Here is a 23,952-nt window from a genome sequence, read left to right on the forward strand (position 1 = left end):
GTGTCTTTTTCAGAGAGAGGTGCCGGCAGGCGCCTGCGGCGGCGCGCGAAACAGCGGCGCCAGCACCAGCACCAGCGGCAGGCCCAGCATCAGCGTGACGCCAAAGGCCCGCAAGGCCGGCGTCTGGGACAGGCCCAGCAGGCCGAATGACAGCCAGGTGCTGGCCGCGCCGATCACCACGGCCAGCCAGGCGTGGGGATCGTCCTCGTGCTCCTGCAGGAAGATGCCGTAGTCGATGCCCACGCCCAGCAACAGCATCAGCGCCAGCACGTTGAAAAGCTGCCAGGGCTGGCCCCAGACGGACAGGACCACCGCCACCGCCAGACTGGCCAGCACGGTGGGCAGCCAGGCTCGCCAGGCCTGGCTGCCAAAGCGCAGCCACAGAGCCGCCAGCACCAGGCCGTGGCCCAGCACCAGCAGTTGCGTCATCGACAGGCGGTAGCGCTGCAGCAGGCCGGAGATCTCGGCGGGCTTGTCCACCCAGACCACGCCCTCCAGCCCATGCGCTGCCTGCGCCAGCCCCGGCAGTGCGGCCTGACCGGCCACGCCGCGCAGCATGAGCATGCTGCGCCAACGGCCATCGCGCTCGCCCAGCCACAGGGGGCCGGCCGCCGCGGAGATGGACTGCTCCAGCCAGGCCTGCACGGTCAGGGGTTGCACCGGTGCGGCGGCAGGCGCACTGAAAGACTCGCCCAATTGGGCATTGATCCCTTGCAGCACCTGGTCCTCGACACGGCGCACCAGGGCCAGATCCTCGCTCTGGCGCCGGGCGGAAGGCACCCAGTCGGACACAGCCGTGTAACCGGCAAGCTGACCATGCTGCACCAGCACATCAAGCCGCTGCTTGAGCAGCTCCTCGCGCTGCAGCAGCTCCTGGTCGCTGGCCCCGTCGAGCAGGTAGAACTGGGCCGGGCTGGGCAGGCCCAGCATGTCACCCACCTGGCGCTGCTGGGCAACCAGGGCAGGCGCGCCGTTTTGCAGCTGGCGCACATCGTCCTGGATGTTCAGGCGCCCACCCCACGCCAGCCAGGCCGCCATGGCGGCACACAGCACCACCGAACCCGGCAGCGCTGCGCGCCAGCGCGGCCAGGCCATCAGGCTCAGGCCTATGCGCCGTGCAGCGGGACTGGCGGGCATGTGGCCCCGGTCCAGCCAGGGGAACCAGCAGACTACGGTCAACATGGCGGCAGCCAGTCCCACCACGGAGAAAACGGCCATCTGCCGCAGTCCCGGGAAAGCCGCGACGCCCAGTGCCAGATAGGCAATCACGCTGGTGCCCAGCGCCAGCCACAGTGCCGGCAGCAGGGAACGCATCAGCGCATGCGGCGTGCGCCGTGGGGCGCCCTGCCGGGCAGCAAAGTAGTGAATGCCATAGTCCTCGGCCACACCCACCAGACTGGCGCCGAACACCAGGGTCAGCAAATGCACCTGGCCGAACAGGGCCGCCGTCACGCTCAGCGCCACCGCCGTGCCGATCAGCAGGGACAGGCCCACCAGGGCCATCGGGCGCACGGCGCGAAATGCCAGCCACGCCAGCAACAGGACAGCGGCAAGGGAGCCCCAGCCGATGGTGTTGATCTCGCCATGCGCCTGCGTGGCCGCTGCCTCGGCATGCAGCGGTACGCCGGCCACCAGCAGTTGCGCATCGGGCCATTGCCGGCGCACATCGGCCAGGGCCTGCTGCAGCGCATCCTGCAGCACGGGTTCGCCTGACAGGCGAAACGCCGAGCCCGACAGCGCGTACTGCAGCAGCACCCATTGCTGCCCCTGCCCGGACACCCACAGCTCGCCGTCGCGCGGCCGCGCATGGCTTTGCGCAGCGCGCGCCGTCCACCAGGGGGTCCACAGGCCCAGGGGATCACGAATCCAGTCGCTCAACCGCGCCTGCAGGCCGGGCTGGTACAGGTCCTGCAGGACCTGCTGCACCAGGAGCTCGCCCGGCGTGTGCTGCAGCCGGTCGCGCTGCTGCGGCGTAAGCAGGGACTGGCGCCAGGGCTGGTAGAAATCCAGGGCCGCCTGCATGGAGACCTGCTGCGCCAGTGCCTGTTCGCGCAGCGGCGCGGCCGCCTGACGTGAAAGGCTTTGCCGCAACTGCTGTGCTGCCTGTCGGCTGCCGGCCCAGTCGGGCGTACCCAGCAGCACGGTGACCTGGCGCGACAACTGGTCGGCCAGCTGCTGCGTGGCACGCGTCACCTCGGGCGCCTGTTCATTGACCGGCAGCAGTGCCAGCACATCGGTGTCCATGCGCTGGCCATGCCAGAAATGCCATTGGTGCACGGCCACCACCAGCACGGCCAGCAGCCAAGCCAATGCGGCTGCACGCCACAGAAGGCCGGGACGGTCCTGGCTGCCGGTGTCGTGCGCGGGGGATGGACTGGTGCTCATGGCGCGGGCTCAGTCAAACAGGGCGGCATCCTGCGCACGCAGCGCCTGCTCGGCAACGGGGTTCGCCATCTGGATCTGGCTGCGGTCGCCGCGCGCCTCCTGCAATTGCACGGACTGCACAAACTGCTGGCCGCTCAGGTCCACCGCCTGCAGCCACTGGGCCAGCACGGGGTCGCGCGGCACGAGGTGGAGACTCCAGCCGGCACCCTGCACCTGGCCGCTGACCTCGAAGTAGTGGGTGAGCTGCGCCAGGTCCGCCGACACCACGGCAAACAGCATGGCATTGATGGTGCGCAGCACAGGCTCGTCCTGCGCGCGCATCTGCACGGCCGTGCTGCCATCGGCGCCGCGCGACAGCAGGCTGTCGGGCCTGACGATCAGCGTCGAGGCAAAGGGCTGTCGCACCTGCCAGGCGATGCCCTTGCCACGTGCCACGACGAAGTCGCCCGAGGATTTGAGCGGCTGCCTGAAGCCCTGCACGGTCTTGAGCTGCGTGAACTGACCACGCACCACAGGCGCGCTCTGCACGCGCTCACGCACCTGGGCCAACAGAGCCTGCTGTGACACTTGGGAGGCCGGGGCGGTCTGGGAGCCGTCGCCAACGCCGGAAACACCGGCAGTAGGCGCAGCCTGCAAGGCAGCCGGAAGAGACAAGGTGCAGGCCAGGGCGCAGGCCATGCCCCATGCAGCCAAGCGCGTCCCTCGGGCAGTCATGGCTGCACCCCCAGCCGTTCCCACAGCACGGGAGGGCAGACAAAGCACATCTCGCGCGTGCGCATGTCCACGGCCACCTGGGTGGTGTGGGCCGTGTTCACTTTCTCGCCCGTGGCGGCATCGCTGATCAGGTAGTCGATGCGCAGGCGGTTTTCCCACTCGGTGATGGAGGCCTTGATCCGGAGCTTTTGTCCGAACAGCGCCGGGCGCACGTATTTGAGACGCATGTCCACCACGGGCCAGCCGTAGCCGGAGTCTCGCATGCGGGGATAGTCGTAGTCGAAGTGGGCCAGCAAGGCGCTGCGAGCCAGTTCGAGATAGCGCACGTAGTGGCCGTGGTAGACGATCTCCATCACGTCGATGTCGTAGAACGCCGGCGTGACTTCGATCTCGTAGCTCAGCCGCTCGCGCGAGGCGATTTCCTGGTCAGTGGCCATGAAGGCTCCGCGTGAAGGGCAAATTACCCATGGTTGAGAGGATGCGTGGGTGCAGGTGCAGGCATGCCCTGCTCCCAGAACGGGAAGAAGTTGAACCAGTCATAAGGCGCCTTGCACAGCAGGCGTTCAAGCTGCCGGGCATAGAGCCGGGCATAGCCGGCCAGCGCCTGCGCGCGCCGCGCGCGCGGCAGTTCAACCTGGGCGGCAAGCGGCACGAACTCGACGGCATAGCCCCGTCCCTCATGCACGCAGCCCATGAAATACAGCGGGCACTTGAGCAGGGCAGACAGGATGTAGGGCCCGCAGGGGAAGGCGGCCTCATGGCCCAGAAACAGGGCCTGCGTGGTCTTGCTCTCATGCACAGGAACGCGGTCACCGGCAATGGCGATGAACTCCCCGCGCGCCACGCGGTCGGCCAGTGCCATGGCGGTGGCCATGTTGAAGTCCAAGACCTGCAGCAGCTGCACCCCGCTGTCCGGCGCCATGCGGCGCAGCAGGCGGTTGAAACGCTCGGCATGCCGGGTATGCACCAGGATGGTCAGTTGCAGGCCAGGGCATTGCCGGGCCAGGGTCTGGCACAGCTCGACGCAGCCCATGTGCGCGGTCACGAGCACGGCCCCCTGCCCGCGGGCCATCAGGTCCAGCAAGGGCTGTTGCCCCTCCAAACGCACGTGCTCGGTGCGGTAGCTGTTCGTCACGGCAAGCAGCTTGTCCAGGATCACCTGGGCAAAGACACCAAAGTGCCGCAGGCCGTGCACCCAGCCCGGCCCGCGCGGCCACAGGCCATGCGCCTGTTGCAGGCGCTGCAGGTACTGCAGGGAAGCGCGCCGCGCCACCGGGCGCGTGAGCCAGTAGTAGCCGACGACCGGATACAGGCACAGCAAAAAGGGCCAGCGGCCCAGCCAGCGGTGAAGCTGGTAGAGCAGCCACATGCCGCCCACGCAGGTGCTTTCGCCGATCTGCGCCCAGTGGTGCGGGCTGCGTGTGGAAGGCCCGCTCATGACGCCTCCCGCGTTCGCAGTCGGCGCGCCAACAGTTGCGGGCTGCGCAGCAGCATGCCGCCGAACAGGCGCGCGTGCATGCCGGAGATCCGAAGGTTGTCGCTCCAGACCCTGAAGTGCGACAGCCCATCGGCGGGATAGGTCACGGGCGTGGGCAAGGTCACGAAGGCCACGCCGCGCCAGTGCAGGTGCACCAGCACTTCGGTGTCGAATTCCATGCGCCGCCCCATGCGGGAGCGGTCCAGCACCGCCACCGTGGTCTTCAGCGGATACACGCGGTAGCCGCACATGGAATCGCGAATGTCCAACGACAAGGTGTTGATCCACACCCACACATGGGTGAGGTACCGGCCATAAAGACGCGCCTTGGGCACGCTGGCGTCATAGGCGGGTGCCCCGCAGACCATGCTCCCCGGGTGGGCACGGGCCAGCGCCAGGAAGGCGGGAATGTCACTGACGGCGTGCTGGCCATCGGCATCGATCTGCAGCGCATGCGTGCAGCCCTGGGCCAGCGCGGCGCGCAGGCCGGCCATCACGGCGGCGCCCTTGCCCTGGTTGCTTGCCAGGCGCAGCACCTGGACCTGCCCTGCGTGCTGCGCTGCCAGCGCATCCAGCACGGCGGCGCAGCGCGGCTCCGAGCCGTCGTCCACCAGCAGGCAGGGCAGGCCTGCGCGCAGGCAGCCCCGAACCATCCCCCCCACCGTGTCGGGGTGGTTGTAGACGGGGATCAGGGCCGTGGGGCGAAAGCCAGGTGCCGTCATGGCCTGCGCTCCAGCAGGCGGCCGCTGGCATGCACGCCCCGCGCGGAACTCAACTCGAACTGCAGCCAGCCTTTCTCGGGCTGCCACTGCAGCTGCATCTGCACCGTATCGCCGGGCAGGATGGGCTGCTGGAACTTGAGCAGTTGCGCGTCGGCAAATCCGTGCTCCAGGCCGAAGGCCTGGGTCGCCAGGCTCACCACCCAATGCAGTTGCGCCACGCCGGGCACCAGGGATGCCTCGGGAAAATGCCCCTCCAGCACGCGCAGCCGGGGCTGCACCAGCAATTGCGCCGTGGCGCGCTGCGCGCTGCGTTCCTGCCATGCCGGCACGGGAATCACGGGATTGAACAAGGTCAGCAGGCTGTGATGCGTGGTCTTTCCCTGCGCATTCATGGGCATGCGCTCCACATAACGCCAGTGGCGCGGCAAGGCCACGCGGTCCACGCAGGGTTGCAGCAGCAAGCGCAGCGCCTGACCCATGCCGCGACGGCCCTGCTGCTGCAACGCCTGCCAGCCCGCTTCGCACAGCTCCACCACCATGCCCACGCGCTGCGGCGCGCCGCCAGCGATGCCGCTGGCGCCGGGCGGCTGCTCCAGCACCACAGCCCTGGCCTGCCGGACTCCACCATGGGTTTCCAGAACACGCTCCATGGCGGTCAGAGACACCCTTTTTTCGGCAATCTTCACAATGCGGTCTGCACGCCCCTGCAGCACGAAGCCCAGGCCGTCGGTGCCGGGCAAGGCACGGTCGGCCGTCTCCCACCAAAGCTGCGCATCAGGCAGATGGCGCGAGCGCACGGCAAGAAGCCCGTTGTCCGACAGGCGCAGCTCCACGCCAGGCAGGGCCTGCCAGGATTCGCCGTGTTCTGCGCGGCGGCGCCAGGCGATACCGCCCGTTTCAGAGCTGCCGAAGACTTCGGTGGGCGAATGGCCCAGCAGCTGCAGCGTGTGCTGCGCGGCGCTCTCGGCCAGTGGACCGCCGGAGGAAAACACGCCGCCCAGCCGCTCCATCGCCTGCGACCAGTCCAGGTGCGTCGGCAAGCGGTCGAGCATGGCGGGGCTCGATACCAGCAGGCTGCGCGGCGCCTGCTGCAGTGGCTGCACCAGATCCTCGGGATAGTGCGCCAGATGCGTGCCCACGGCGCGGCCCGCCGCCAGCGGCCACAGAATGCGGAACAGCAGGCCGTAGATGTGATGGTGCGCCACGGTGGAGAGCACCTGCACGTGCGGCCCCTGCGCCATGCCGGCACCGAACACGGCCTGCAGGGCCTGCACCTCGGCATCCAGCTGCGACAGCCGCTTTTCAATGCGCTCGGGCACCCCCGTGGAGCCGGACGTGAACAGCACGACGCGCGCCTTGAGCATGTCCAGGGGCTGCAGTACCACGCCGTCCGCGCCAGCGGCATCAGGCACCAGGGCCTGGGGCAACTCGCCCGCGCAGGCCGCCACCTGGGGCAGCAGCGCCGACAGCGTGTGCGCATGCAGGTCACTGGCCAGCACCGGCGTCTTGCCCGCGTGCCATGCACCCCATAGCGCAGCGGCAAAGGTCAGCGGATTGCCGCAGTACAAGGCCACTTCCGCCCCTTGCACACGCTGGAAGGCCGCGCACCACGCCCGGACAGCATCGACCCATTGCGCGTGCGTGACCGGCGCATCCTGCGGCCTTGCCACCACATGCCCTGCGTCCCTGGACTGCGGCAGTGCCACCTGCGCCAATGCCACCCATGCCAGTGCCAGACCTTGTTCGCTCTTTGTGGCCGTCATCCTTGCCTCACACATGTCCATGGCGCCTGCGCACACGCTGGCGCACCAGCCACTCCACCGCCATCAGCAGCCCCATGGCCCCATAGGCGATCAAACCGTTGTACAAGGCCCAGGCCTCGTCGCTGCCATACAGAGCCGTACCGGCCGCCACTGCGCCATTGCAGACAAAGAAGACGCACCAAACGGCCGTCACCCGGGCGGTGTAGCGCACGGCCGGCGCAGGCAGATCAGGCTGCCGCAGCCGGGCCAGGCGCTCCACCACCGACGGCGGAAACCACAGGCTCCAACCAAAGCCGGCCAGCAGCACGGCATTGACCAGCACCGGATAGAACTTGAGCGCCAGGCCATTGCCCTGCCACCACGAGGCGGCAGACAGCGCCGCCGCCCCCGCAGCGACCACCCACCAAAATCCTTCGCGGCTGCTGCAGGCACGCGCCAGCGCCAGCACCACCAATGCGGCGGCAATCCAGTGCGCAGCCACACGCCCCAACGCGGCATAGACGGCCAGCGGATAGAGCACCGTGGCCAGCAGCACAAGGCCTGTCGCGGTTTTGCGCATGGCAGGCGTGTTCCTCAGGCGACGGCGCTGTCTTCTTGCATCAGCTGATGCAGCGCATCCACCACGTCCTGGATGGTGCGCACCGACTTGAAGGCCTCGGCATTGAGCCGCCTGCCGACCAGAGGCTTCAGTTGGACGATCAGATCCACGGCATCAATGCTGTCGATGTCCAGGTCGTCATGGAGACGGGCTTCGGGCGTGATGCGCTCCACCTCGATATCGAAGGTTTCCGTCAGGATTTCGACGATGCGTTCGTAGATGGTTTCTTTGTTCATGAAAATGTCTTTGCTGCGGTCTGCGCGGAGGGCCGCACTCAGTGCGTGCGCTGGGCCGCCACGAAGGCAGCAAGCGCCTGGACGCTGCGGAAATGCTGGCGCGTCTGTTCCGAGTCCCCGGACAGGCTCACGCCGAAACGCTTTTGCAGCGCCAGGCCCAGCTCCAGCGCGTCGATGGAGTCCAGTCCCAGGCCCTCGACAAACAGGGGCTCGCCCGCATCGATCTGCTGCGGCGTGATGTCCTCCAGCGCCAGGGACTCGATGATGAGTTCTTTGATTTCTTGCTCAAGCTCTGGCACGGGACGGTTCCTTGAATAGTTGTGCGGACAGGTGGTCCGTGACATGTCGGGCCGCCACGGAGTCGCTGGCCGCCCCTTGGCAAAAGGCCTCGATACCGATGTCGTCACGGACTTCGATGAAAAAGTGGGGCTTGCGCGGCGGCACCTGCCACCACGGCGCGCCCTTGGTCAGCATGGGCAGGCTGCAATGGATGTGCACCGGCGTGATATCGATGCGGCCTCTGACCGCCACATGGGCCGCGCCGCGCTGCAGCCGGACTTTGCCGTGCAGCGGTGTTCGCGTGCCTTCGGGAAAGATGATCAGGTTGTTGCCGGATTCCAGCGAGCGCAGGCAGTCCTGCAGCAGGCCCTCGCCACGGCTGTTGGCAATGAAGCCGGCCGCCCGGATGGGGCCGCGCGTGAAAGGGTTGCCTGCCAGCGCCGCCTTGACGATGCAATCGGCATGGCGAACGAAGGAGATCAGGAACACCACGTCGATCAGCGATGGGTGATTGGCAAGAATCAGCAGGCCGCGCCGCTGCAGACGTTCACGGTCGTGCACTTCATAGGACAGAACGCCGACACCCGCCATCAGGGCCACGAACCAGCGCAGGCTGTGATGGATCACCGACTGGGCCGCCCACTGGCGCGACTGCGGCTGGCGCACGGTCAGCAGCAAGGCCGGATAGACCACGCAGCGCACCACCAGCCCACCCAGGCCGAACACGGCAAAGCACAGGCCGGTGGCCGCCAGGCGCCACTGACGATTGAGCCACTCAGCCATGAGCGCGCTCCCATCGCCATGTACCTGCGCCACGGCGCCGTACCGGGCGCTGCGGGCCTGTCAGGGATGCCTGGCCGTCGTGCAACAGAAACTGCAACACCTGCAACCCGTGCGGTAAATGCTGCAAATGCGGCGCGTGGTCCGGCTCCGGCTGCGCGGCGTCCATCCCGGGCTGCCTGCTCAACTGGAAACCGGACTCCCCGGGTACTGCCCATTGCACCAAGACCGTCCAGGCGAATACCACCTGGGGCTCTGTGTGGAAGCCGTCATACGGAGCAGGCAGTGGCGCGTCATAGCAGACCAGCATGACTTGCGGCGCGCCTTCGTGCAGCAAGCCCAATGCTTCGACCATGCCCGCTTCCGGCGCGCAATCGGTGGACGCCACGCACAAGGCATTGGCACGCATGCCTCGCAAAATGGAATGCTGGGCGCCAATGCCGTTATGCACCGCCAGGCCGAATGCCGTGGGAGACAAAGCCTGCCCCAGGGCCTGCGCTTGCAGCAAGTCAAGGGACTTTTCGGCATCGCCGTAGCGCGAAGCCCAGACCATGGGCAAATCGGCCACTGCAGCCTGCGCCAGAACGGCGTCGGCAGGGATGACTACGCATCGCGCCAATCGCCCGAAGCGCCTGCGGACGATGGGTGAAACATGGGCAAGATCCGGATGCACCTGCCCTTGCGGCAGGATGGGTTGACGTGCCCACTGCCGCCACTGGGCAGGCTCCTGCAGTCCAGGCGCGAGCGCCGACCACGCCCGAATCGCAAAAACGTGGCGCACGCAAATCTCCCTCTGATGCCGATGTTTGAATTTCACGCCCGATCGCTATCGGCCGTTGTTCTGACAAAAAACCGATGCATCTTAACTATTGAAACAAAAAATTCAATAGTATCTATTTTCAATATCTGTTACTTAAGTGCTACTGGCGACAGCGGGCGCAGCGTCGGTCCCATGGGTACGACGGCATCGTGGCCGACGGCTCTCCTGCCCAATGCGCCGGCTGCTCCTGAGCTGCGGCGCGGCGCCAGTGCGGCACGCCCACGGCCAATGCCGATATGGCCGTCCAGCCGTCGGCCACGCAGGTGGGCACGCTGCAGGCGCTTGTGCCCGACCAGAAAGGGGCTCCGTCGCCCGTGGGGCGTACGCAGTGCAACAAGGGCCGGCCTCCCCTGTTCTAGGTACCCGCCAATACGGCTGGCGCGCGCAGCGCACGGGCCGAAGCCGGCCGGGCTGGAGCGAGCATGGACCGGGAGGAGAAGGCTCCCCCCTCAGGAGATCACATTCCGAATGAACCGCGTCACGCCTTCGTGCAGGTTCACATAGGCGTAGTCCTGGGCACTGCCGTAGATGGCGTAGTCGCCCGCTTCAATCGTCATGGGGCCTTCGCTCAGGTCCACCAGCAGGCGGCCTTCGACCACGACGATCATCTCGTGCCAGCCTTCCGGGTCGGGTTCGGCCTGGTAGCGTTCGCCGGGGCCCAGGGACCAGGACCACAGCTGGGCCTCGCGCGTGGCGGGCACGCTGCCCAGCAGCATGGCCTGGCTTTCGGGCCGGGTGCCGCGCCAGGCCATGGCGTCCATGCGCAGGCGCTGCGCGGCCGGGTCGCTGACGATTTCTATGAAGCTGGCGCCCAGCGCATCGGCCAGCCGATCCAGGCTGGACAGGCTGATATTGGTGTCGCCGCCTTCCAGCTGCACGACCATGCGCCGGCTCAGGCCTGCGGCCTCGGCCAGGGCCGCCTGGCTCAGTCCTGCACGCTGGCGAAGGCGGCGCAGGTTTTCGCTGACGAAAGCCAGGACATCGGAGCGCTCGCCAGCGCTGTGCAATATATTTCTCATATGATCTGCGCAATATGTTGCACACGTCATCTTCTCACAGTTCGCGCACGCCGCTGCTCAGCCGGCAGGAGCTGGCCCTGATCGCCGTCACCATGGTCTGGGGCGGCACTTTTCTCGTGGTCCATCTGGCCATGCAGCACAGCGGGCCGCTGTTCTTTGTGGGCCTGCGCTTCGTCACGGCGGGTCTGATCGGGCTGCTGGTGTTCCGCAAGGTCATGGCCGGGCTCACGCGCACCGAGCTGGTCGCAGGCACGGCCATCGGCGCCAGCATCTTTCTGGGCTATGGTCTGCAGACCTTCGGCCTGCAGACCATCAGCAGCAGCAAGTCGGCGTTTCTGACCGCCTTGTATGTGCCCATCGTGCCCCTGCTGCAATGGCTGGTGATGGGCAAGCCGCCGCGATTGATGAGCTGGATAGGCATCGGCCTGGCCTTCACGGGCCTGATACTGGTGGCGGGGCCCGAGTCCGGGGGAATGGAGTTGAACGTGGGCGAGATGGCGACCATGCTGAGCACGCTGGCGATTGCGGCCGAGGTGCTGCTGATCGGGCATTTCGCGGGCAAGGTCGATGCGCGGCGCGTGACCACGGTGCAGTTGCTGGCGGCCGGCACCATGGCGCTGCTGGCCATGCCCGTGGCTGGCGAGTCGGTGCCGGATTTCTCGTGGATCTGGCTGACGGCCGCCGTGGCCATGGCCTGCGCCAGCATCCTGATCCAGCTGACCATGAACTGGGCCCAGAAGTCCCTGTCGCCCACGCGCGCCACCGTGATCTATGCCAGCGAGCCGGTCTGGGCCGGCATCGTGGGGCGCATGGCCGGCGACCGGCTGCCGGGGCTGGCCATCCTGGGGGCAGTGCTGATCGTGGGCGGGGTGCTGGTCAGCGAGCTGAAATGGAGCCGGCGCAAGGCTGGAGCATCCACGGCTTGAGAGGGACGGGGGCGACATCCGTGGTGCTGTCCCGGTGCTGCCTTGATGCGGCCTTGATGGCGTTGTGCGCAAACACAATCCGACCTTGAGGCAGCCGTCCCTAGAGTCAAGGCCTCACAACAAATGGCTTCCCGATGAAGCCGCGCCGCCATGAGACCTGTCGCCATCCTCCAGCACGAATCCACCCAGGGCCCCGGCGTTCTGCGTGAACACCTGGAGCAGCAGTGCATTCCCTACCGAATGTTGCAGCCCGCCCTCGATGGCAGAGCCCCTGTGCATGCCGCCGACTACAGCGGCATCGTGGTGCTGGGCAGCAACCATTGCGTCAACGAGGGCCTGCCCTGGATGGAGGATGAACAGTCCCTGCTGGCCGACGCGCTGCGGCATGACGTTCCCGTGCTCGGCCACTGCTTCGGCGCGCAGATGCTGGCGCGCGCCATGGGCGCCAGGGTCTGGCGCAACCCCTGCCCCAACATTGGCTGGAGCCGCATCTGGGTGACGGCCGCCGCCCAGCAGCTCATGGACCTGCCGCGCGAGGCCACGATCTTCCATTGGCACTACGACACCTTCGAGATCCCGCGCGGCGCCGTGCGCACCATGTACGGCAGCCACTGCCTGAACAAGGGCTTTCGCCACGGCCGGCACTGGGCATTCCAGGGCCACATGGAAGTGACCGCCGCCAGCGTGGCTGCCTGGTGCGCCGAAGGCCATGACGAGCTGCTGCGCGCACGCGGCCCCGCGGCGCAGACCGAGAGCGAGATCCTGCGCCACCTGGACCTGCGCATTCCCGTGCTGCACGCCCTGGCCCACCGCACCTACCGGGCCTGGACGTCACAGCTGCAGCGGCCCGTGGTCGTGCCCCTGAGCGCGGCCAGCCGGTAAACCTTCCAGGCCAGGCAATCCCTGGTGAATACCCTGGGTGCGCTTGACGCAGCTTTTGCGTGCAGGGAAACTTTCGATACGAAATAGAAAACTTTCGAATCGAAAGAATCCATGCAGGAACAAGGCAACAGTTCACTCAAGCGCAGGCTGCAGATCGTGGAGCTGGCGCGCAAGACCGACGAGGTGCGGGTGGAGGCGCTGAGCGTGCTCTTCGGCGTCTCCACTGTCACCATCCGCAACGACCTGCACTACCTGGAGCAGCAGGGCTATGTGGTGCGCGCCTTCGGCAAGGCGCGCTACAACCCGGCCCTGCTCAAGACGGCGGCCGAGCTGCCCGGCGCCCACGCCGCCGCACAAGGCCCGGCACAGGCCCAGGTGGCCCAGGGCGCCCTGGGCTGGATTGAAGACGATGCGTCCGTCTTTCTTGGCGGTGGCCGCATCACCCACCGCGTGCTGCCGCTGCTGGCCAGCCGCCAGGGCATTGCGCTGACGCTGCACGACCTGTCCATGGTGGCGACGGCCCGGCAGTTTCTCGATTGCACCATCCACATCACGGGCGGCTCGCTGGCCGGCGACGAGCCCTGCCTCATCGGCCCCGGCGCTGAAACGGGCCTGCGCGGCCGGCCGCTGGACATCTGCCTTTTCGAGATCTGCGGCATCGACGAGCGCAACCGCCTGCTGTGCCGCGACCCGGGCGCCGCACGGCTGTACGCGGCAGCCGTGGAGCACAGCGCCAAGGCCGTGGCGCTGGCACTGGATCTGGACAGCACCTCGGGCGGACACCCGGTCTGCGACATCGCTCAACTCGACGGCCTGTGCGCACACCAGGACATGGAGCCCGGCGCCTTCGATCTGCTGGCACGCCACCGGCTGCAGGCCACCCACAAGGCCGAGGGCCGCATCGAGTTCGCCAGAAGCTGAGTTTTTCCACAACGACAGAGGGAGGGAGACCGCCATGGACCGCAACACGTTTCTCCGGCGCATGCTGGCCGGCGCATTCACATTCGGCCTGCCGGCCAGCCCGGCGCTTGCACAGCCGGGCCCCGGCCCCGCGCGCACCATCGGTGTGTCCCTGCTCACGCAGCAGCACCCGTTCTACCTGGAGCTGGCCCAGGCCATGCAGCAGGAAGCCGCGCGGCAGGGGCTGAAGCTGGACCTGAGCATTGCCAACCAGGACCTGGGCAAGCAGATCTCCGATGTGGAGGACTTCGTCAGCAAGAAGGTCGATGCCATCATCCTGTCGCCCGTGGATTCACGCGGCGTCAAGGCCGCCGTGCTCAAGGCCGCCGCCGCCCGCATACCCGTGATCACCGTGGACATTGCGGCCAGCGGGGTGGAAGTGGCCTCGCACGTGGCCACCGACAACCGCGCCGGCGGCGTGCTCGCCGGCCAGCTCATGGCCCGCGCCACGGGTGGCAAGGGCCAGATCGGGGTGCTGCACTACCCGTCCATACAGTCCGTGGTCGATCGCGTGGAGGGCTTCAAGTCGGCCATCGCGGCCTTCCCCGGCATGAAGATCGTCTCGGTACAACCCGGCATCACACGCGCCGAGGCCCTGTCCGCATCGCAGAACATGCTGCAGGCCCACCCCGACCTGGCAGGCATCTTCGGTTTTGGCGACGATGCGGCCCTGGCCGCGCTGGCCAGCGTCAAGGCCGCCAGAAAGCTGGAGCAGGTGAAGATCGTGGGCTTTGACGGCATGGCCGAGGCCCGCGCAGCCGTGGACCGCGAACCGGCCTTCGTGGGCGTGATCCGCCAGTACCCCGACCAGCTGGGACTGCAATCCGTGGCCCTTGCCGCGCAATTGCTGTCGGGCAAGCCGGTGGAAAAACTCCACCCCGTGCTGCCCGGCGTGTACACGGCTGCCGCCAGGTAAATGGACCTGCGGAGCCCGCCATGCCAGGCCCCACTGCACACGGCCGCCCAGGCCGTGCCATGCTCGACGCCGTTGCGCCGCCCCCCATGCTCGAGGCCCGGGCACTGGCCAAATCCTTTGGCGCCGTGCAGGCGCTCAAAAGCGTTTCCTTCCGCCTGCGCGCAGGCACGGTGCACACGCTGCTGGGAGAGAACGGGGCCGGCAAATCCACCCTGCTCAAGATCCTGGCCGGCGTACACCGGCCCGATGGCGGACAGCTGCTGGTGGCCGGCGCCCAGGCCCGGCTCGGCAGCCCCGGCGATGCGCAGCGCCACGGCATCGCCATCGTTCACCAGGAGCTGAGCCTGGCGCCCAACCTCAGCGTGGCGGACAACCTGTTTGCCGCGCGGCTCCCGCAGCGGGCCGGCTGCGTGGACCGCCGCGCACTGCGCCGCGACGCCGCCGCGCTACTGGCCCGACTGGGCATGGACCTGGACCCCAACGCGCAGGTGGCCGAACTGTCGCTGGCCCAGCGCCAGCTGGTGGAGATCGCCAAGGCGCTGTGCCAGCCCGCGCGCATCGTCATCATGGACGAGCCCACCTCCTCGCTCAGCGACAGCGAGGCGCAGATTCTCTTCACCCTCACCGCCCGCCTCAAGGCCGAGGGGCGCGCCATCATCTACGTCTCGCACCGCATGGACGAGATCATGCGCATCTCGGACGAGATCACCGTCATGCGCGATGGCAGCTCCATCTGCACCCTGGCGCGGGACGAGACCGACATCGGGGCGCTGATCGCGCTCATGGTGGGGCGCCAGATGCAGGACATCTATCCGCCGCGCGGCCCCGCCCCTGACCGCAGCACGCGCGCCCTGCTCCAGGTGCGCGGGCTGGGCCTGGCCGGGCGCTTCGAAGGCATTGACTTCGAGGTCCATGCGGGCGAGATCGTGGGCTTTTTCGGGCTCGTCGGTTCGGGCCGGTCCGATGTCATGGATGCGCTGTTCGGCATGCACCGCTGCACGGGCAGCATCCTCCTGCACGGCCGGCCGCTGCGCCTGCGCTCGCCGGCCGACGCCATCGGCCAGGGCATGGCCTTCGTGACCGAGAACCGCAAGGAGCAAGGCCTGGTGCTGGACCAGTCCGTGCAGCACAACATCTGCATGGTGCAGGTGCACAGCGGGCGCGGCGGCGCACTGCTCACCGACGAGGCCGCCGAGCAATCGCTGGCCCGCGCCTGCGTGCAGCGGCTGAAGATACGCGTTGCCGGCCTGCACCAGCCCGTGCGCCAGCTGTCGGGCGGCAATCAGCAAAAGATCGTGTTCGCCAAATGGCTGGCCATGCGGCCCCGGCTGCTGGTGCTGGACGAGCCCACCCGCGGCGTGGACGTGGGCGCGAAGTTCGAGATCTACGCCCTGATCCGCGAGCTGGCAGCGGCCGGCACCGCCGTCATCCTGGTGTCGTCGGAACTGCCCGAGGCACTGGCCATGAGCGACCGGCTGCTGGTCATGCGCAACAAGCGCCTGGTCCAGAGCCTGGACACCCTTCATCTGCGCCAGGAGACCGTGATGGCGCACGCCACCGGAGCAGGACTGCCATGAACCATTCCGACCTGGGCCTCCCCGCCACGGGCGCGCCCGAAGAACGCCTTCCCGGCGACCGGCGGTATGACGGCAGGCATGGCTGGCGGCATGCCTGCAAGCCGCTGCGGCGCCATGCCGGCACGCTCATGGGCCTGGCCGGCCTGGTGGCGCTGTTTTCCCTGCTGTCGCCCGCCTTTCTCACGGCCGGCAACCTGCTCAACGTGCTGCTGCAGGTGTCCATCATCGCCATCGTGGCCTTCGGCATGACCTATGTGCTGCTGCTGGGCGAGATCGATCTCTCGGTGGGATCGGTGGTCGCCCTGGCCGGCAGCGCGGCCGGCCTGATGCTGGGCCAGGGCCTGGCGCCTGCCCTGGTGCTGCCCGCCGTGCTGCTGTGCGGCCTGCTGCTGGGCGCGGTCAACGGCTCGCTGTCGGCGCTGCTGCATCTGCCGTCCTTCATCGTGACGGTGGCGACCATGGGTATCTTCCGGGGGCTGGCCTATATCGTCTCGGGCGGCATGCCGCAGCCGGTGGACAGCGAAGCCTTTTTGTGGATCGGCAATGGCGAGCTGCTGGGCATGCCCGTGCCCATCTGGATACTGGCCGCGCTGCTGGCTGCCAACCACTTCGTGCTGTCGCGCACCGTGTTCGGCCGCAAGACCTATCTGGCAGGCGGCAATGCCGAGGCGGCCACCTATGCGGGCATACGGGTGGGGCGGCTGAAGATCGCCATCTTCATGCTGTCGGGGCTGATGGCGGCCGTGGGCGGCCTGCTGCTCACCTCCCGCCTGTACTCGGCCCAGCCCAACGCGGCCATGGGCTGGGAGCTGGACGCCATTGCCGCCGCCGTGCTGGGCGGCACGCGCCTGGCCGGAGGCCACGGCAGCGTTGCGGGCACCTTGATAGGGGCGCTGATGATCGGCGTCATCAACAACGGCATGAACCTGATGAGCGTGCCCTACTTCTATCAGCTCATCGTCAAGGGCAGCGTGATTCTGGTGGCCGTGTGCATCGATGTGCACAGCAGGCGCAGGCGCTGACGCATGGGCCGGCGGTGCAGCGAACGGCGCACGGGGTTTGATTCCAAAGGGAGGGAGAGCATGCAATCCATCATGACCATGGGCGAGATCCTCGTCGAAATCATGGCCGAGCGAAAAGGCCAGAGCTTTCGCGCGCCGGGGCCGCTGACCGGGCCCTATGCCAGCGGGGCGCCCGCCATCTTCATCGACCAGGTGGCCCGGCTGGGGCATCCGGCCGCCATCATCGGCTGCGTGGGCGATGATGATTTTGGCTGGCTCAACATCGACCGCCTGCGCCGCGACGGCGTGGACACCAGCGCCATCGCCGTGTGCCAGAACGCCGTCACGGGCAGCGCCTTCGTCACCTACCGCGACAGCGGCGAGCGCGACTTCATCTTCAACATCACCAACAGCGCCTCGGCCCAGCTGCAGCCCGAGCAGGTCAACCAGGCCGTGCTCAAGGACTGCGCGCATTTCCACGTCATGGGCTCGTCGCTGTTCTCGTTTCGCATCATCGATGCCATGAAGAAGGCCATCGAGATCGTCAAGGCCCAGGGCGGCACCGTGTCCTTCGACCCGAACGTGCGCAAGGAGATGCTGCGCATCCCCGAAATGCGCGAAGCCCTGGCCTACATCCTGGAGTTCACCGACATCTTCCTGCCCAGCGGCCACGAGGTCACGCAGCTGGCCCGCTCGGCCGACGAGGCCGGCGCCATCGCCGAGATCTTCGCGCGCGGCGTGCGCGAAATCGTGGTCAAGCGCGGCGCCGACGGCTGCAGCTACTTCAGTGCCGACGAGCGCATCGACCTCGACGCCCTTGCCGTGGACGTGGCCGACCCCACGGGTGCGGGCGACTGCTTTGGCGCCACCTTCATCGCCTGCCGGCGCCTGGGCAAGACCGCGCTGCAATCGCTGCGCTACGCCAATGCGGCCGGCGCGCTGGCCGTCTCCAGCAAGGGGCCGATGGAGGGCACATCCGGCTTTGCCGGGCTCGACGCGCTGCTGGCACAACAGCCGCAGCACCTGCGGCATGCGGTGATGGAGGGCTGAAACCATGCTCACCCACCTCACCCGTCTGGCACAGTCACGCTGCGGGCAGGCGCCAGCAGCCGCTGGCGGCGCGAACGGCGCACTCGGCATCTACTCCATCTGCTCGGCCCATCCCCTGGTCATCGAGGCGGCCATGCACCAGGCGCTGGACGACGGCACGCCGCTGCTCGTGGAAGCCACCGCCAACCAGGTCAACCAGTTCGGCGGCTACACCGGCATGCAGCCCGCCGACTTTCGCCGTTTCGTGCTGGCCATTGCCGACCGCTGCGGCCTGCCGCCAGACCGCGTGCTGCTGGGCGGCGACCACCTGGGCCCCACGGCGTGGACGCATCTGCCTGCCGCCGAGGCCATGGAACTGGCGCAGGACCTGGTACACGCCTATGCGGCGGCCGGCTTCGTGAAGCTGCACCTGGACGCCAGCATGGCCTGCGCAGACGACCCCCAGGCGCTGGACGACGAAACCGTGGCCCGCCGCGCCGCACTGCTCTGCCAGGCGGCCGAGCAGGCCAGCACCTGCCCCGCGCCCGGCCCGGCCTACGTGATCGGCACCGAAGTCCCCGTGCCCGGTGGCGCCGCGCATGCGCTGGAGCATGTGGAAGTCACCGCGCGCGCCGACGCCCAGCGCACGCTGCAGGTGCACCGCGACGTCTTCGCGCAGCAGGGGCTGGACGCTGTCTGGCCGCGCATCATCGCGCTGGTGGTGCAGCCGGGCGTGGAGTTCGATCACACGCGCGTGGTGGACTACGCGCCAGCCGGGGCAGCCGACCTCCGGCAGTTGCTGCGCCAGCATCCGCAACTGGTCTTCGAGGCCCACTCCACCGACTACCAGCGGCCCGAGGCCCTGCGCCAGCTGGTGCAGGACGGCTTTGCCATCCTCAAGGTCGGGCCCGGCGCCACTTTTGCGCTGCGCGAGGCGCTGTTCGCGCTGGCCGCCATCGAGGAGCAGCTCGTGGATGCACCCCAGCGCTCCCACCTGCCCGCCGTGCTGGAGTCGGCCATGCTGGGCCGCCCCGCCAACTGGGAGCGCTACTACCGCGGCGAGCAGCCCGATCCCGGCGCCCAAAGGCTGCTGCGCATCTACAGCTACAGCGACCGCATCCGCTACTACTGGGCCGACCCCACGGTGAACGCCGCCGTGGTGCGGCTACTGGACAACCTGTCCGCCTGCACCCTGCCCGAGAACATGCTCAGCCAGTTCCTCCCAGCCCAATACCAGGCCGTGCGCGCCGGGCGGCTGGCCCCCTCGCCCCACGCACTGGTGCTGGACCGCGTGCGCGAGGCGATACGGCCGTATGCGGCGGCCTGTGGGGGTGTTGTGTGATGTGCCAGCCCCGTAGGGGAACTGGGTCTTGAACTGGGCAATTATGTTTGCACATATACTTTTTAAACCCGTTCCCCCGCTCAAGGAGTAGCTGCCATGTCGCAAATCACACTCTATTTGGACGACACCACCCAAGCTCTGGTGGAAGAGGCGGCCAGAGCCAATGGCATGTCCAAGAGCCGCTGGGTCGCCGAGATCATTCGCAAGTACGCAGCGCATGAATGGCCTCAGGATTGCATTGAGCTGGCAGGTCGCTTCGCCGATTTCCCTCTTGCGAACGAACATAACGCTCCAGTTGCCACCGATGTGCCTCGAGTCGGCTATTGACATGCGGCCATGCTGATCCTCGACAGCAACACCATCAGCTACTACTTTCGCGGAGACCCGCAGGTAGTGCCTCGCCTGCAGGCTTTGCGCCCCACCGACATCGGCGTACCGGCCATCGTGGAGTACGAGCTGCGTTATGGACTGCAACGCTTGCCACCAGCCGCCTCCGCGCCCCGTCTTGAGGCATTGGTGCAACTCCTGCGCCCCATGCAGTTGCTGGTATTCGACAGCGAATGCGCGACTCATGCCGCCCGCTTACGCGCAGCGCTGGAGGCCAAGGGCATGCCGATAGGACTGCACGACACCTTGATCGCAGCAACTGCATTGCGCCATCAGGCAGCGCTGGTCACCCGCAATATCCGGGAGTTTTCTCGTGTGCCCGACTTGCAGTGCCTGAACTGGCACATGGATTGATCCTCGCCCACCACAGCCTCACAGGCGCGCCGCCTCCCCCCTGATCAAATCCCACACGCTTTGCGCCACGGGCGACAGTTCGCGTTGGCGGCGGCGCACCAGCATGATGTCGCGCTGCACGCGCGGCAGCAGGGGGCGGCTGGCGAGGGCGTCGGGGGCGGCGCCACTCGCGGGAATTCGCCATGCCTGCGGCACGGCCAGTTCCGGCACCACGCTCAGGCCCAGGCCCGCCTGGAGCATGCAGAAGATGGTGGTGGTGTGGCCGACTTCCTGCACCACGGCGGCCTCGGCGTCGTGGGCCTGCAGCGCGGCGTCGATCAGGCGGCGGCTGCCCGAGGCGTGGTCCAGCAGTACCAGCGGCTGGCCGGCCAGGTCGCTCCAGGCCACCTGGCGCTTGCGGGCCAGCCGGTGCGTGGACGGGCAGACCAGGCAGAACGGTTCACTGAGTATGGTTTCGCAGTACAGGTCATCGCGGCCCTGCGGGTCGATGACCACGCCGAAGTCCACCTCGCCGCTGCGCACGCTTTGCAGCACATCGCTCTGGATGCGGTCCAGCAGCAGCAGTTCGATGCCCGGCGCCTGCTCGCGGCAGCGCGCAATGCAGCGCGGCATCAGATGCGCCGACAGGGTGGGGCTGCTGGCCACGCGCACCTTGCCCAGGCGCTGGGTGGCCAGGCCGCTGACTTCGAGCAGGCATTCATCCAGCGCATCCAGAACGCGCGTGGCATGGCCTTGCAGCAGGCGGCCGGCGTCGGTCAGCTCCACCTCGCGCGTGGTGCGGTGCAAGAGCTGCACGCCCAGGGCCTGCTCCAGCTCGGTGACATTGCGGCTGACGGCAGGCTGGGTCAGCGCCATCAGCTCGCCCGCGCGGCTGAAGTTGCGGCTTTCCGCCACGGCCAGGAAGGCGCGCAGCTGGCGCAGGCTGATATTCATACGGAAAAATTATAAAACCATCAGATAAATCCATTTCTCTTTTCAATGGCCGTGGCGTCCAATCGGGGCCTTGCAGCCTGGCTGCACGAACCGATAGTTAGTTGGAGAGAGTTTTCCCATGGCACGCCCCCGCTTCGCCCCTGACAATTTCACGCTGATGCTGCTGTCCACCGTGGCACTGGCCAGCTTCCTGCCCGCCTCGGGCGCCGTCTCGCAATGGCTGGAGGTGGCGACCACGCTCATGGTCAGCCTGCTGTTCTTCCTGCACGGCGCCAAGCTCTCGCGCGAGGCCATCTTTGCCGGCATAGGCCACTGGCGCCTGCACCTGACCATCTTTGCCGCCACCTTCGTGCTCTTTCCCCTGCTGGGCTGGGCGCTGCGCCCCGTGCTCGAGCCCCTGGTCACGCCCGAGATGTACATGGGCGTGCTCTTCCTGTGCACGCTGCCGGCCACGGTGCAGTCGGCCATCGCCTTCACGGCCATGGCGCGCGGCAACATGCCCGCCGCCGTGTGCAGCGCATCGGCCTCCACGCTGATGGGCATCGTGATCACGCCCATCCTGGTCAGCATGCTGCTGCACAAGAGCGCCGAAGGGGGCGACGCGCTGCAGGCCATCGGCAAGATTGCGCTGCAGCTGCTGCTGCCCTTTGTGCTGGGCCATCTGCTGCGGCCCGTGATCGGCGGCTTCATCTCGCGCCATGCCAAGCGCGTGAAGTTCGTGGACCAGGGCTCCATCCTGCTGGTGGTGTACACGGCCTTCAGCGCCGCCGTCATCAGCGGCCTGTGGCAGCAGACGCCCCTGCCCGCGCTGCTGGGCCTGCTGCTGCTGTCGTCCATACTGCTGGCCCTGGTGCTGGTCATCACGTCATGGACGGCGCGCCGCCTGGGCTTTTCCAAGGAGGACGAGATCACCCTGGTGTTCTGCGGCTCCAAGAAGAGCCTGGTCAGCGGCGTGCCCATGGCCAAGGTGCTGTTCGAGTCCAGCGCCGTGGGCGCCATCGTGCTGCCGCTGATGATCTTCCACCAGCTGCAGCTCATGGTCTGCGCCGTGCTGGCCCAGCGCTATGCACGCCGGCCCATGCACCCCGAGGCGATCGAGGATGGCGCCGTGCCCGCCAGCGCTGCGCCGGCCGCCAAGGCCGAAACGGCGCCGGCCAAATAAGGCACGGGCGCGCTCCCACAACGAAAAAGCCTGGCTCTCGCGCCAGGCTTTTTTGCATCTCAGCCCTTCAGGGCCAGGTTGTTGAGCTTGTCCAGACGCTCGGGCCAGCTTCCCTGCTGCGCCGACTGCAGCAGGATGCGCGTCCAGGCGATCCAGGCGTCCCACTGCACGCGCTTGTCCCAGGCATTGCCCCAGCCGCTGAAGCACTGCAGCGCGCTGGTGGCTGCGCGCGCGGCGTCGTCGGCGCGGCCGGCAGACAGGTAGAGCTGGGCCAGCACCATCTGCGGCTCGCCCACCCAGGGGTTCAGGCGCACGGCGCTTTCCAGCACGGCCGTGGCGGCGTCCAGGTCCACCAGCGGCTGGTCCAGCTGGATCACCGACCAGTACAGCGACACGGCAGCGGCCTCGTCGCCGGGCGACAGCTGCCGGCTGCAATGGTCGAACACCGGCGGCAGCGGCAGCTGGGCGCGCAGCGCCGGGTGCTGCAGCGCACGGCCCAGGTCGCTGATCTGGCTGAGCATGCGGCTGGCAGGCCGCATGGGACCGGGCCACAGCGAGGCCGCCCAGTGCACGCCCTGCTGCCGCTGGTTCTGCACCTGCGGAAACTGCGAATAGATGTCTTCCTGCCAGCTGAACCACTGCTCCATGGCATCGGCCATGCTCACGATGGTGAAGGCCGCCACCTCATAGGCGCTCAGGCGCTGGCTGCGGCCGGCGGATTCCAGCGCCATGGAGCCGTCTTCGGCCAGGTCGCCGGCCAGGATCTTCTGCATGAACTGCGTGCGGCTCATGGTGCAGAACAGGTAGACCAGGTGCTCGGCGCCCTCGCCCACCAGCTCGCGCAGGCGGCCGCGCTCGCTGCCCGCATCGAACTTGACCAGGTCTACGAAGGCGTTGCCGTAGACGCTGTGCAGCAGGCCCAGCAGGCGCACGTCGCGCGGCTGGCGCCACAGCGCCAGCGAACGGGCCACGCCCGCCAGGTGGTGGCGGAAGGTGCCGGCCTTGTGCCAGTCCTGGCCCACGCCGCGCGCCAGCACCACGGGCAGCACGGGGGCGAGGTCGGCATCCCTGCGCAGCCATTCCTCGTCGAGCAGGTCCTGGGCGCGCGTGAACAGCGCCTCGTCAAGTGTCTGGAACAGTGTCGGGACAGGCAGGCTCATGCAGGCACCTCCATGGCAGCGGCAGGCCGCTGGGTATATTGCGCCACCCAGCCCGCCGTATCGGCGAACAGGCGCAGCGCCTTGATGCGCCGCGTGGCGGTCAGCGTGAAGCGGTGCTCCACGCCGGCCGGTATGCGCAGGTAGTCGCCGGGCTGCACGCGCAGCACGCGCTCTTCGCCGTGGGCATCAAAAAAGCCGAACAGGCCTTCGCCTTCGAGGATGTAGCGCACCTCGTCATCGGCATGGGTGTGGGGCTTGTCGAAGCGCTCCAGCGCCTCGTCCAGGCCCGGGGTGCCTGGGTGCAGCACGACCAGGTCCATGCTGTGGTAGCCATGGGCCACGCATTCGTCCACCACCAGCATGCCCACGGCCTGGACCACGGTGGCCTTGCCGCCATCGTCCAGTTGGGCCTGCGCCAGCAGCGCGGCCAGGCCGGGCTCGGGCGCCAGCGGGCGGCGCTGCCATTGCACGCCGATGGCGGCCACGAAATCCGCGTCGGAAACCCGGTGGGATGCGAGGGCGCCCATAGT

General features: G+C 67.9%; 26 protein-coding genes. 11 read left to right on the top strand and 15 right to left on the bottom strand.

Annotated elements, in window-relative coordinates; translation table 11 throughout:
* Positions 1-9: 9 nt before the first annotated feature.
* From HFGMBDPB_RS22535 to HFGMBDPB_RS22590, 12 genes are all read right to left on the bottom strand, one after another.
* Complete coding sequence (locus HFGMBDPB_RS22535; RefSeq protein WP_212646297.1) at positions 10-2,385, bottom strand: MMPL family transporter; 2,376 nt, start codon at positions 2,383-2,385, stop codon at positions 10-12.
* 9 nt (positions 2,386-2,394) lie between these two features.
* Positions 2,395-2,952, bottom strand: coding sequence for an outer membrane lipoprotein carrier protein LolA (locus tag HFGMBDPB_RS22540; protein ID WP_349305390.1), 558 nt, complete (start codon positions 2,950-2,952; stop codon positions 2,395-2,397).
* A 143-nt stretch (positions 2,953-3,095) separates the two neighbouring features.
* Complete coding sequence (locus HFGMBDPB_RS22545) at positions 3,096-3,536, bottom strand: acyl-CoA thioesterase (protein ID WP_046239890.1); 441 nt, start codon at positions 3,534-3,536, stop codon at positions 3,096-3,098.
* A gap of 23 nt (positions 3,537-3,559) precedes the next feature.
* A complete protein-coding gene (locus HFGMBDPB_RS22550) occupies positions 3,560-4,537 on the bottom strand; it encodes a lysophospholipid acyltransferase family protein (RefSeq protein WP_046239889.1) in 978 nt (325 codons plus the stop codon).
* A complete protein-coding gene (locus tag HFGMBDPB_RS22555) occupies positions 4,534-5,298 on the bottom strand; it encodes a glycosyltransferase family 2 protein (protein WP_070080336.1) in 765 nt (254 codons plus the stop codon). The genes HFGMBDPB_RS22550 and HFGMBDPB_RS22555 overlap by 4 nt, the downstream gene beginning before the upstream one ends.
* The gene (locus tag HFGMBDPB_RS22560) at positions 5,295-7,061 is read right to left on the bottom strand and encodes an ApeI family dehydratase (protein WP_212646298.1); all 1,767 of its coding nucleotides are present in this window, start codon (positions 7,059-7,061) and stop codon (positions 5,295-5,297) included. The genes HFGMBDPB_RS22555 and HFGMBDPB_RS22560 overlap by 4 nt, the downstream gene beginning before the upstream one ends.
* A gap of 7 nt (positions 7,062-7,068) precedes the next feature.
* On the bottom strand, positions 7,069-7,620 hold the full coding sequence (locus HFGMBDPB_RS22565) for a COG4648 family protein (protein WP_160854392.1): 552 nt from the start codon (positions 7,618-7,620) through the stop codon (positions 7,069-7,071).
* Between the two features lie 14 nt (positions 7,621-7,634).
* On the bottom strand, positions 7,635-7,895 hold the full coding sequence (locus HFGMBDPB_RS22570; RefSeq protein ID WP_212646299.1) for an acyl carrier protein: 261 nt from the start codon (positions 7,893-7,895) through the stop codon (positions 7,635-7,637).
* A gap of 38 nt (positions 7,896-7,933) precedes the next feature.
* Positions 7,934-8,194 carry a phosphopantetheine-binding protein gene (locus HFGMBDPB_RS22575; RefSeq protein ID WP_128422704.1) on the bottom strand — a complete coding sequence of 87 codons (261 nt, stop codon included), beginning with the start codon at positions 8,192-8,194 and terminating at the stop codon, positions 7,934-7,936.
* Positions 8,181-8,957 carry a lysophospholipid acyltransferase family protein gene (locus HFGMBDPB_RS22580; protein ID WP_212646300.1) on the bottom strand — a complete coding sequence of 259 codons (777 nt, stop codon included), beginning with the start codon at positions 8,955-8,957 and terminating at the stop codon, positions 8,181-8,183. Before HFGMBDPB_RS22580 ends, HFGMBDPB_RS22575 begins: the two co-directional genes overlap by 14 nt.
* Positions 8,950-9,771 (bottom strand): beta-ketoacyl synthase chain length factor, encoded by an 822-nt coding sequence (locus tag HFGMBDPB_RS22585; RefSeq protein ID WP_212646301.1) that lies wholly within the window; start codon positions 9,769-9,771, stop codon positions 8,950-8,952. The genes HFGMBDPB_RS22580 and HFGMBDPB_RS22585 overlap by 8 nt, the downstream gene beginning before the upstream one ends.
* A gap of 452 nt (positions 9,772-10,223) precedes the next feature.
* Positions 10,224-10,793 carry a helix-turn-helix domain-containing protein gene (locus HFGMBDPB_RS22590; protein ID WP_026062195.1) on the bottom strand — a complete coding sequence of 190 codons (570 nt, stop codon included), beginning with the start codon at positions 10,791-10,793 and terminating at the stop codon, positions 10,224-10,226.
* Positions 10,794-10,807: 14 nt separating this feature from the next.
* On the opposite strand from HFGMBDPB_RS22590, the gene HFGMBDPB_RS22595 reads away from it, so the two are divergent.
* From HFGMBDPB_RS22595 to HFGMBDPB_RS22640, 10 genes are all read left to right on the top strand, one after another.
* A complete protein-coding gene (locus tag HFGMBDPB_RS22595) occupies positions 10,808-11,719 on the top strand; it encodes a DMT family transporter (RefSeq protein ID WP_043791313.1) in 912 nt (303 codons plus the stop codon).
* A 150-nt stretch (positions 11,720-11,869) separates the two neighbouring features.
* The gene (locus HFGMBDPB_RS22600; RefSeq protein WP_016448076.1) at positions 11,870-12,601 is read left to right on the top strand and encodes a type 1 glutamine amidotransferase; all 732 of its coding nucleotides are present in this window, start codon (positions 11,870-11,872) and stop codon (positions 12,599-12,601) included.
* A gap of 111 nt (positions 12,602-12,712) precedes the next feature.
* Positions 12,713-13,522, top strand: a complete 810-nt coding sequence (locus HFGMBDPB_RS22605) for a DeoR family transcriptional regulator (RefSeq protein ID WP_212646302.1) — start codon at positions 12,713-12,715, stop codon at positions 13,520-13,522.
* A gap of 34 nt (positions 13,523-13,556) precedes the next feature.
* The gene (locus HFGMBDPB_RS22610; protein WP_016448078.1) at positions 13,557-14,477 is read left to right on the top strand and encodes a substrate-binding domain-containing protein; all 921 of its coding nucleotides are present in this window, start codon (positions 13,557-13,559) and stop codon (positions 14,475-14,477) included.
* Between the two features lie 20 nt (positions 14,478-14,497).
* Complete coding sequence (locus tag HFGMBDPB_RS22615; protein WP_249343631.1) at positions 14,498-16,054, top strand: sugar ABC transporter ATP-binding protein; 1,557 nt, start codon at positions 14,498-14,500, stop codon at positions 16,052-16,054.
* Positions 16,051-17,076: an ABC transporter permease gene (locus HFGMBDPB_RS22620; RefSeq protein WP_212646303.1), complete on the top strand. Its 1,026-nt coding sequence runs from the start codon at positions 16,051-16,053 to the stop codon at positions 17,074-17,076. Before HFGMBDPB_RS22615 ends, HFGMBDPB_RS22620 begins: the two co-directional genes overlap by 4 nt.
* A gap of 60 nt (positions 17,077-17,136) precedes the next feature.
* The gene (locus HFGMBDPB_RS22625; RefSeq protein WP_212646304.1) at positions 17,137-18,105 is read left to right on the top strand and encodes a tagatose kinase; all 969 of its coding nucleotides are present in this window, start codon (positions 17,137-17,139) and stop codon (positions 18,103-18,105) included.
* A gap of 4 nt (positions 18,106-18,109) precedes the next feature.
* Positions 18,110-19,426 (top strand): D-tagatose-bisphosphate aldolase, class II, non-catalytic subunit, encoded by a 1,317-nt coding sequence (locus HFGMBDPB_RS22630; RefSeq protein WP_212646305.1) that lies wholly within the window; start codon positions 18,110-18,112, stop codon positions 19,424-19,426.
* A gap of 96 nt (positions 19,427-19,522) precedes the next feature.
* Entirely contained in the window at positions 19,523-19,753 is a 231-nt protein-coding gene (locus HFGMBDPB_RS22635) for a ribbon-helix-helix domain-containing protein (RefSeq protein WP_212646306.1), read from the top strand.
* A gap of 9 nt (positions 19,754-19,762) precedes the next feature.
* Entirely contained in the window at positions 19,763-20,167 is a 405-nt protein-coding gene (locus tag HFGMBDPB_RS22640; RefSeq protein WP_212646307.1) for a PIN domain-containing protein, read from the top strand.
* 18 nt (positions 20,168-20,185) lie between these two features.
* Here HFGMBDPB_RS22640 and HFGMBDPB_RS22645 read toward each other — a convergent pair whose 3' ends face one another.
* A complete protein-coding gene (locus HFGMBDPB_RS22645; protein ID WP_212646308.1) occupies positions 20,186-21,100 on the bottom strand; it encodes a LysR family transcriptional regulator in 915 nt (304 codons plus the stop codon).
* Positions 21,101-21,218: 118 nt separating this feature from the next.
* Here HFGMBDPB_RS22645 and HFGMBDPB_RS22650 point away from each other — a divergent pair, with 118 nt between their 5' ends.
* Positions 21,219-22,262 carry a bile acid:sodium symporter family protein gene (locus HFGMBDPB_RS22650; RefSeq protein WP_047470770.1) on the top strand — a complete coding sequence of 348 codons (1,044 nt, stop codon included), beginning with the start codon at positions 21,219-21,221 and terminating at the stop codon, positions 22,260-22,262.
* Positions 22,263-22,321: 59 nt separating this feature from the next.
* On the opposite strand, the gene HFGMBDPB_RS22655 is transcribed toward HFGMBDPB_RS22650, so the two are convergent.
* Positions 22,322-23,422, bottom strand: coding sequence for a DUF6817 domain-containing protein (locus HFGMBDPB_RS22655; protein WP_151020576.1), 1,101 nt, complete (start codon positions 23,420-23,422; stop codon positions 22,322-22,324).
* Positions 23,419-23,949: a cupin domain-containing protein gene (locus HFGMBDPB_RS22660; RefSeq protein ID WP_212646309.1), complete on the bottom strand. Its 531-nt coding sequence runs from the start codon at positions 23,947-23,949 to the stop codon at positions 23,419-23,421. Before HFGMBDPB_RS22660 ends, HFGMBDPB_RS22655 begins: the two co-directional genes overlap by 4 nt.
* Positions 23,950-23,952 lie beyond the last annotated feature (3 nt).

The organism is Delftia sp. PE138, assembly GCF_018320755.1.
GTDB lineage: Bacteria > Pseudomonadota > Gammaproteobacteria > Burkholderiales > Burkholderiaceae_C > Comamonas > Comamonas tsuruhatensis.